The sequence below is a fragment of the Micromonospora sp. NPDC002411 genome (assembly GCF_053592955.1).
Map to the genome: position 1 here is coordinate 1 of NZ_JBSFBM010000269.1, position 9,246 is coordinate 9,246.

General features: G+C 74.5%; 1 protein-coding gene. It reads right to left on the reverse strand.

The annotated features are described in order from the left end of the window. Positions 1-9,207, reverse strand: a 9,207-nt coding sequence (locus tag ACWCO3_RS26115) for an SDR family NAD(P)-dependent oxidoreductase (protein WP_450012524.1), incomplete at its 3' end; no start/stop codon positions are given. Between the last annotated feature and the right edge of the window lie 39 nt (positions 9,208-9,246).

Sequence of the window (9,246 nt, forward strand, 5' to 3'; positions counted from 1 at the left end):
CTCCAGCCCGGCCAGCAGGTCACGCAGGCGGCTGGTCACCTGCTCGCGTACCGATCCGTCGCCGGGCAACGTGGCCACGGCGGCCTCGATCCGACTCAGCTCGGCCAGCAGCGGCTCGGCCGCCCCGGCCTCGTCCGGCACCACCTGCGCCCGCAGGTACGCGGCGAGCGAGTGGGCGTTCGGGTAGTCGAAGACGAGGGTGGCGCGCAGCCGCAGGCCGGTCGCGACGTTGAGCCGGTTGCGCAGCTCGACGGCGGTCAGTGAGTCGAAGCCGAGTTCCTTGAACGGCAGGGTCGGGTCCACGTCGTCGGGGCCCGGGTAGCCGAGGACGGCGGCGACGTTGGCGCGTACCACCTGGAGGACCAGGGCGTCGGCGTCCTCGTCGGCGAGACCGGCGAGCCGCTGGGCGAGGCCCACGACCGACGGGCCGCCGGCCGGTTCGGCGACCGGCCGGGCCGCGCCTCGGACCAGACCGCGCAGCAGCGCCGGCACGGTCTCCGCCGGGTGGTGGCGCAGCCCGGCCAGGTCCAGGTCCGCCGGGACCAGCAGCGGCTCGTCGAGTACGCCTGCCGTGTCGAACAGGGCGAGCGCACGGGCGGTCGGCAGTCGACGGACGCCGCCGCGTGCCACCCGGCGCAGATCGGCGCCGTCCAGGTGCCCGGTCATGCCGCTGGCCTGCTCCCACAGGCCCCAGGCCAGGGATTCGGCGGGCAGGCCGAGCGCCCGCCGGTGCCGGGCCAGCTCGTCGAGGAAGGCGTTGGCCGCCGCGTAGTTGCCCTGTCCCGCGCCGCCGAGGACGCCGGCCGCCGAGGAGAAGAGCACGAACCGGGCGACCTTGCGGTCCCTGGTCAGCAGGTGGAGGTTCCACGCGGCGTCGGTCTTCGGTGCCAGCACGGCGTCGATGCGGTCCGGGGTCAGCGCGGTGACGACGCCGTCGTCCAGTGCGCCTGCCGCGTGCACCACTGTCAGTGGTTGGTCGGCGGGTATCCGGTCGAGGACCGCCGCGAGGGCGTCCCGGTCGGTGGCGTCGCAGGCCTCCACGACGACCTGGGCGCCGAGCTCGGTCAGGTCGGTGACAAGGGCGTCCACCCCGTCGGCGGCGCGTCCGCGACGTCCGGTCAGCACCAGCCGCCGGGCCCCGTGCTCGGCGGCCAGGTGTCGGGCGAGCAGCCCGCCGAGGGTGCCGGTGCCACCGGTGATCAGAACGGTGCCGTCCGGGTCGCCACCGGCGATGTCGGTGCGCGGTTCCGGGGCCACCGGGACCGGTGCCAGGCGCGGGGCCAGCGGCCGACCGGCACGGACGACCACCTGCGGCTCACCGGAGGCGACCGCCGGGACGGCCACGGTCAGCGAGGTGGGATCGTCGTCGAGGTCGAGGAGGACGAAGCGGTCCGGGTTCTCCGCCTGCGCGGTGCGGATCAGGCCCCACGCGGCGGCTGCGGCCAGGTCACCGGCCGGGTCGCCGGTGTTCGCCGCGACCGCGCCCCGGGTGACGACGACCAGTCGCGACGCCCCGAACGCGGGCTCCGCGAGCCATCGCTGCACCAGGTCGAGCGCGTGGGTGGTGCGGTGCCGCGCGCCGACGCCGGGTTCGGCCGCCGCCTGCGGATCCGCTTCGAGCGTCACGAAGACCAGGTCGGGTACGGCCGGGGCGTCCGCCAACGCGGTCAGGTCCGGGTATCCGGTCCCGGCGACGCGGGTGAGCTGGTACGGGTCGACGCCGACGACAGCGGTGGCCGGGGCCGTCCCGGGCAGCACCGGGGTCCAGTCCAGCCGGTACAGCGACTCGTGGTCGCCGCCGCGGGCGCTGGCCAGCCGGTCCGCCGACACCGGCCGCATGATCAGCGAGTCGATCTCGGCGACCGGGGCGCCGGTGCTGTCGGCGACGGTGAACGAGACGCCGACGGCGCCGGCCGGCTTGAGTCGGATCCGGAAGCTGGAGGAGCCGGTGGTGTGCAGGGAGATGCCGCTCCACACGAACGGGAGGCGGCTGCGCTCGGCCGGTTCGCCGTCGCCCATCCGGGTCAGGAAGGTGTTCAGCGACATGGCCTGCAGGCCGGCGTCGAGCAGGGCCGGGTGCATGCCGTACGCGCCTGCGGCGGGCCGGCCCGACTCGGGCAGGGACAGCTCCGCGTAGACGTCGTCCTCGGTGACCCAGGCGGCGCGCAGGCCCTGGAACATCGGCCCGTAGTCGAACGCGGTCCGGCTGACGGCCTCGTAGAACTCGGAGAGGTCGACCGGCCGGGCGCCGGGTGGCGGCCAGGTGGTGAGGTCGGCCGGCCCGGTCGGGTCGGCGGCGGTGCTGATCGCGCCGGTGGCGTGGTGGACCCAGCCGGTGGCGTCCAACGGGTCGCCGGCCTCGCCCTCGTCGGAGCGGGAGCGGACGTTGATGGCGCGCCGGCCGTTGCCGTCCGGCGGTCCCACCCAGAGCTGTAGTTGGCGGGCGCCGCGCTCGGGAACGATCAGCGGGGTGAGCAGTGTGAGTTCTTCCAGCCGCCGGCATCCGGTCTGACCCGCGACGTGCAGGGCGAGTTCGACGAAGGCGGTGCCGGGCATGACGTTGGCACCCATCACCTTGTGTTCGCCGAGCCAGGGGTGGGCCTCGACGGAGAGCAGGCCGGTGAAGAGGACCGCGTCGGAGTCGAGCAGCGGGATGGCGGCGCCGAGCATCGGGTGGCTCGCCGCGTTGAGGCCGGCGGTGGCGATGTCGGCGCTGATCGGGAGGTTGACCTCGTCGACCCAGAACCGCTGGTGTTGGAAGGGGTAGGTGGGAAGGTCGACGGTCCGCGTTGCCGGGATGGCCGTGGTCCAGTCGACGGGTGCGCCCTGCACCCACGCCTCGGCCAGGGCCCGCACGATCTGAGCGGGGCCGCCCTCGCCTCGACGCAGCGTCCCGACGGCCGGAGCGTCCACGCTGTCGGCGATCGCCCCGGTCAGCACCGGATGCGCGCTGATCTCCACGAAGATCCGGTGCCCAGCGGTGTACGCGGCCTGCACGGCCTGGTCGAGCCGGACCGGCTGGCGCAGGTTCTGGTACCAGTAACCGGCGTCCATCTCCCCGCCGCCCTCGACGGTCGAGAACACGGGCACCGAGCCCGGGAGCGGTCGCACCCCGTCGAGCAGTCGGGCCAGTTCCGCCTCCACGGGCTCGACCAGAGCGCAGTGCGAGGCGTAATCGACCTTGACCCGCTTCGCCCGCACCCCGGCCGCCTCGGCGGCGGCCAGGAACGGCTCCAGGTCGGCACCGGCGACGGCGACGCTGGTCGGGCCGTTGACCACCGCGACGCTGACCCCGTCGGTCAGCAGCGGGGTGACCACGTCCAGGCCGGCGTTGACCGACACCATCCCGCCGCTGCCCGACAGCGCGAGCAGCGCCTGACTGCGCAACGCCACGACCTTCGCGGCGTCACTCAGCGACAAGACTCCGGCGACACAGGCCGCAGCGATCTCACCCTGCGAATGACCGATCACCGCATCGGGGGTCACACCCTTGGACCGCCACACCTCGGCCAACGCGACATGCACCGCCCAGAGGACCGGCTGCACCACGTCCACCCGCTCCAACGGATCGTCGGAGCGCAGCACGTCGAGGAGGTTCCAGTCCACGAACGGCGCCAACGCCGCCGCACACTCGGCGATCCGGGCCGCGAACACCGGCTCGGCATCCAACAACCCGGCGGCCATCCCGACCCACTGGGAGCCCTGACCGGGGAAGACGAACACCACACCGGCGGAACGGGCCACACCGGACACCACAGCGCTGGACGGCAACCCGTCGGCCAGCGCGGCCAGACCGGCACGGTGATCAGGGCCGAGCACCACAGCCCGCTGGACGAATTCGGATCGGCCCAGCAGCGAGTGGGCGACCTCGGCGGCCTCCGACTCCAGGCCGGCGAGTCGGCGGGCCTGGTCGGCGACGGCCTTGGCGGTACGCCCGGACAGCACCCACGGCACGTCCGGCGACACGACTGTCGACTCGTCGGCCGGCGTGGCCGGCGCCTCCTCGATGATCACGTGGGCGTTGGTGCCGGAGACCCCGAAGGACGAGACGCCGGCCCGCCGTGGCCGCCCGTACGTCTCCCACGGCCTCGCGTCGGTGAGCAGCTCGACTGCACCGGCCGACCAGTCCACCTCGGGTGTGGGCTCGTCCACGTGCAGGGTGCGCGGCATCGTCTCGTGGCGGATCGCCGCGACCATCTTGATGATCCCGGCGACACCGGCGGCGGCCTGCGCGTGGCCGATGTTCGACTTGATCGAGCCGAGCCGCAGCGGCCGGTCCGCCGGCCGACCCTGACCGTAGGTGGCCAGCAGCGCCTGCGCCTCGATCGGGTCGCCCAGCACCGTGCCGGTGCCGTGCGCCTCCACCACGTCGACGTCGGCGCTGTTCAGGCCCGCGTTGGCAAGGGCGGCGCGGATGACGCGTTGCTGCGACGGGCCGTTCGGGGCGGTCAGGCCGTTGGAGGCGCCGTCCTGGTTGATCGCGCTGCCGCGGACCACGGCCAGGACGTGGTGGCCGTTGCGTCGCGCGTCGGAGAGCCGCTCCACCACCAGGACACCGGCGCCCTCGGCCCAGCCGATCCCGTCGGCGGACCCGGCGAACGACTTGCACCGTCCGTCCGGGGCCAGTCCGCGCTGCTGGCTGAACGCGACGAACGCTGCCGGGGTCGCCATCACCATCACGCCGCCGACCAGCGCGAGGGAGCACTCCCCCTGCCGCAGCGCCTGGGCCGCGAGGTGCAGGGCGACGAGTGACGACGAGCAGGCGGTGTCCACCGACAGCGACGGGCCCTCCAGCCCGAGCGCGTACGACACCCGCCCGGAGATGACGCTCGCGGTGGTGCTGGTCAGGCCGAACCCGCCGACGCTGGACGGGTCACGGCCGAGAACGCCGCCGTAGTCCTGGCCGCTGGTGCCGGCGAAAACACCGGTCCGGCTGCCGCGCAGCGACACCGGGTCGATGCCGGCCCGCTCGATCGCCTCCCAGGAGACCTCGAGGAGCACCCGCTGCTGCGGGTCCATCGCGACCGCCTCGCGGGGGCTGATCCCGAAGAACGCGGCGTCGAAGTCGGTGGCGCCGTCGAGGAAGCCACCCTCACGCACGTAGAAGCCGCCCGGTCGGTCCGCCTCCGGGTCGTAGAGACCGGCGATGTCCCAGCCCCGGTCCTCCGGGACGCCGGTGATCCCGTCGGTGCCCAGGTCGACCAGCTGCCACAGGTCCTCCGGCGTCCGCACACCGCCGGGGTAGCGGCAGGCCATGCCGACGATGGCGATCGGCTCGTCGGCGGCGACCGGCGCGGCCTCGGTGCTCGCCGCCGTCGGTGCCTCGATGCCGCCGAGCTGTTCGTGCAGGTATCCGGCGAGGGCCTGCGGGGTCGGGTAGTCGAAGATGAGGGTGGCCGGCAGGCGCAGCCCGGTCGCGCCGCCCAACTGGTTGCGGATCTCCACGGCGGTGAGCGAGTCGACGCCGAGTTCGGAGAGGGGCTGCTGCGGCGGGACGGCCGCCGGACCGCTGTGGCCCAGGACGGCGGCTGCCTGTCCGCGTACGAGATCGAGCAGGGCCCGCTCCCGGTCCGCCTCGGCGAGGGCGGCGAGGTGGGTGAGGAACGCGTTGCCGGCGCGGGTCCTGGCACCCGGCTTGCCTCCCGGCACCCGGACCAGCCCGCGCAGCAGCGCCGGTACGCCGCCCTGGGCGCTCTGCGCCCGCAGCGTGGCGAAGTCCAGCCGGGCCGGCGCGACCACCGGCACCGACGCGGCGATCGCCCGGTCGAAGAGCGCGAGCGCGTCGGCGGACGGCATGGAGATGATGCCGCCGCGCGCGATGCGGGAGAAGTGGGTGTCGTCGAGGTGCTCCGACATGCCGCTGCGCGCGTCCCAGAGGCCCCAGACGAGGGACACCCCGGGCAGCCCGGCCGCCCGTCGGTGCTGGGCGAGCGCGTCCAGGTAGGCGTTCGCCGCCGCGTAGTTGCCCTGGCCACCGCCACCGAGGGTCGCGGCGAGCGAGGAGAACAGGACGAACGCGCTGAGGTTCGCGTCCCGGGTCAGGTCGTGCAGGTGGTGGGCGGCGTCGACCTTGGGTCGCAGCACCGCGCCGACCCGGCCCGGGGTGAGCGCGCTGACCACGCCGTCGTCGCTGACCCCGGCGGCGTGCACCACAGCGGTCAGCGGGTGCTCGGCGGGCACGGAGGCGAGCAGCGCGGCAACCGCGGCGCGGTCGGCGGTGTCGCAGGCTTCCAGGGTCACCGCGGCGCCCAGTGTGGTCAGTTCGGCGCAGAGTTCGGCGCTGCCCTCGGCGGCGCTGCCCCGGCGGCTGGTGAGCAGCAGGTGCCGTACGCCGTGCCGGGTGACCAGGTGTCGGGCCAGCAGGCCGCCCAGGGTGCCGGTGGCGCCGGTGATCAGGACGGTGCCGTCCGGGTCGAGCGGGGGGTTCGGCTCCCGGGGCGGGGCGAGCCGGGCCAGCCGGGGCACCCGTACCGTGCCGCGGCGGACGGCGACCTGCGGTTCGCCGGAGGTGACCGCCTCGATCAGCCGGCCCGCGCTTGCCGGGTGCCCGTCCAGGTCGGCCAGGACGAACCGCTCCGGGTTCTCCGACTGGGCCGAGCGGATCAGGCCCCAGACCGGGGCGGCGGACAGGTCGGTCACGTCCTCGTCCGGGCCGGTGGCGATCGCCTGGCGGGTGACCACTACCAGCCGGGCCCCCTCGAACGCCCTGTCGTCCAGCCAGTGCTGCGCGGTGACCAGCGCGGCGATGGTGGTGGCGTGGGTGGACCGGGGATCGGAGTCCGTTCCGGCGCAGCCGGCCAGGACCAGGTCCGGGCGGTCCGCGCCGCCGGCCAGGGCGACCCCGAGGGCCGCGAGGTCCGGGTAGCGGTCCGCGGCGATGTCGGCGAGTTCGGGCAGGTCGTCGCCGAGGATCGCGATCCGGCCGGGGTCGCCGGCGGTGGTCGTGACGGCCGGCCAGTCGACGTGGAAGAGCGTGTCGTCGGTGGTGGCGAGTTGGTCGGCGGAGATGGGACGCAGCGTGAGCATCCGCACCTCGGCGACCGGCTCGCCGGTGGCGTCCGCGACGGCGACGCTCACGTCGGCGTTCTCCGCGATCCGGACGCGGACCCGCAGGTCGGTGGCGCCGGGCGAGTGCAGCGCGACGTCGTTCCAGGCGAACGGCAGCCGGTTGCCCTGCTCGGTGGTCCGGGCCGGCAGCAGGCCGGTGGCGTGCATGGCCGCGTCGAGCAGCGCCGGGTGCAGGCCGAAGTCGGCCGGGTCGGTGCCGCTGCCGTCCGGGATGCGCACCTCGGCGTACGCGTACTCGCCGGCCACCCAGGCCCGCTGGAGAGCCTGGAACGCGGGCCCGTAGGTGAAGCCCTGCGCGGCGAGCCGGTCGTAGAACCCGGTCAGGTCGGCGGGGCGGGCGTCGGCCGGTGGCCAGATGGTGAAGTCCCGCCAGTCCGTGGTGGACGCTTCGACGGCCTGGACCACGCCGACGGCGTGGCAGGTCCACGGCTTGTCCGGGTCGGTGGAGTCGACCGCTCGGGAGTGGATGGTGACGGCGCGGGAGCCGTCGTCCTCCGCCGGGCCGACCGACACCTGCAGTTCGGTGTCGCCGCGCTCGGGCAGCACCAGTGGCGCCTGGAGGGTGAGTTCGCGCAGGTGGCCGGTGCCGACCTGCTCGCCGGCGCGCAGTGCGAGCTCCACGAAGCCGGTGCCGGGCACCAGCACGGTGCCCTGCACGGCGTGGTCGGCGAGCCAGGAGTGCTGCTCCAGGCTGAGCCGGCCGGTGTAGAGGAAGCCGCCGCCGTCGGCGAGCGCGACGGCCGCGCCGAGCAGCGGGTGCCCCGCCGGGCGGACGCCCACGTTGGTCAGATCGCCGGTCCACCGGCGGGAGGTGTCCGGCCAGTACCGCTCGTGCTGGAAGGCGTACGTGGGCAGGTGGACCGGCCGTCCGGCGGGGAGCACGGCACGCCAGTCCGGGGACACCCCGTGCACGTGCAGGCGACCGATCGCGGCGAGCAGCGCCGCCGGCTCGGGGCGGTCCTTGCGCAACGCGGCGACGACCACCTGACCGCCGGTCAGGCAGTCCTCGGCCAGGGCGGTCAGGACACCGCCGGGGCCGATCTCCACTAGTGCGGTGACGCCGGCGTCGACCAGGGCGGCGATGCCGTCGGCGAAGCGGACCGCGTCGCGGACGTGGCGCACCCAGTAGGCGGCGTCCAGCCGTTCGTCGAGCCGGCCGGTGACGTTGGAGACGATCGGGATGCGCGGCTCGTGATAGGTGACGCTCTCGGCGACCCGGCGGAAGTCGTCGAGCATCGGCTCCATCAGCGCCGAGTGGAAAGCGTGGCTGACGGTCAACCGCTTGGTCCTGCCGAAGGTCGCGGCGACCGCCTCGACCGCCTGCTGTTCGCCGGAGAGCACGACCGAGCGTGGACCGTTGACCGCCGCGATCGAGACGCCGTCGGTCAGCAGTGGCAGCACCTCCGCCTCGGTGGCCCGCACCGCGACCATCACCCCGCCGACGGGCAACGCCTGCATCAGGGTGCCGCGCGCGGCGACCAGTGTCGCCGCGTCCGCGAGGGACAGCACACCGGCGACGTGCGCGGCGGCCAGCTCGCCGATCGAGTGGCCGATCAGGTGGTCGGGGACGATGCCCCAGGACTCGACCAGCCGGTACAACGCCACCTCGACGGCGAAGAGACCGGCCTGGGTGTAGGCGGTCTGGTCCAGCAGACCGTCCGGGTTCTCCGCTATCACCCGACGCAGCGGCTGCTCCAGGTGCGGCTGGAGCGCGTCGCAGACCTCGTCGAACGCAGCGGCGAAGACGGGGTACGTGGCGGCGAGGTCGCTGCCCATGCCGGTGCGTTGGGAACCCTGGCCGGAGAAGAGGAACGCGGTACGCGCGGGCTGCCGCTGGCCGGTGAGCACTCCGGTGTCGAGGCGCCCCTCCGCCAGCGCCGCGAGCCGGTGCACCAGGTCGGCGCGGTCACCGGGCAGGATCACGGCCCGGTGGTCGAACGTGCTGCGGTCGGCCGTCAGGGCGTACGCCACGTCACGCAGGTCGACCCGGTCGTCGCCGGCCACCCGGGCGAGCAGTTTCGCCGCCTGCGCCCGCAGCGCCCGCTCGGTACGCCCGGACAGCAGCCACGGTCCGTCCGGTGCGGTGCTGGCCGCCGGCGTGGTGTCGTCGGCAACCTCCGGGGCCTGTTCGAGGACCACGTGCAACCTCCCGGGCGACCAGTGGTGCGCCCCAGAACA